This is a genomic window from Oleiphilus sp. HI0125, assembly GCF_001635355.1.
Genome location: NZ_LWGF01000836.1, coordinates 1 through 854, shown reverse-complemented (window position 1 = coordinate 854; position 854 = coordinate 1). Strand labels below are relative to the sequence as shown.

Below are 854 nucleotides of genomic sequence, written 5' to 3'. Positions count from 1 at the left end.
TGGGCTGGAAGGCGTGGTATCGAATGTGAGTGCAGATACTTTATTGGATGAAAAGACAGGCACGAACTACTATCTGGTGAAACTTACTGTCGCCAATATGCTGACCGACGTAGCTGGAAATGAGTTGCCTATTATTCCCGGGATGCAGGCAGCGGTTGATATTCAAGTTGGGCAAAAGTCGGTGTTGGAATATTTCTTTAAACCCGTTCTTCGGATGGTTAAGTCATGAGTCATTTTTCAATTCTGTGGCGCACTTTACTTATGATCTTCGTGTGCCTATATACGAGTAAAGGCATCACAGGAAGTTTAGAAGCTGTTGTGCAAGAAAGTTTGTCGACGAACCCTCAAGTTCGCTTTAGCTTTAGCGCCCTAAAATCGGCGTATTATCAAGATAAAAGCTCGATTGCAGGGTTTTTGCCAACCTTACGTTTAAGCGGAGATTACGGCCGAGAATATACAGACAATGACCAACGCAGCAGTACTGATATGACGCGTCGTCAGGCACGTTTGCAGTTGCGCCAACCTCTATACCGAGGAGGACAATCTGCGGCGGAATCCTCTCGTACTCGAGCGACCTTTATGTCGGCTAGCTATCGAGTGAAAGAAGCCTCTGAAAACTTCGGTTTAGAGATCGTTGAAAACTATTTGAATGTGCTTAAAGCCAAAGAGCTGGTATTACTCGCACAGGAAAATCTCGATATGCATTACAACATCAAACAAAAGGTCGATGACAGGCACGAACAAGGTGTCGGTGACAAAGCAGATATTGCACAAATTAATGGGCGTATTAGTCGTGCGGAAGCGAACTTAAACAATGCCCGAAATGAATTGATGGACACCCGCAGCCGATATAT

At 45.0% G+C, this 854-nt stretch carries 1 protein-coding gene and 1 pseudogene; both read left to right on the top strand.

Going from position 1 to position 854, the window contains the following annotated elements; all coding sequences use genetic code 11:
- Positions 1-229: pseudogene (locus tag A3762_RS13625) on the top strand (HlyD family type I secretion periplasmic adaptor subunit); the annotation flags it as partial.
- The coding region (locus A3762_RS13620) for a TolC family protein (protein WP_197469258.1) at positions 226-854 on the top strand (629 nt) is incomplete at its 3' end. The pseudogene A3762_RS13625 and the gene A3762_RS13620, both read left to right, overlap by 4 nt.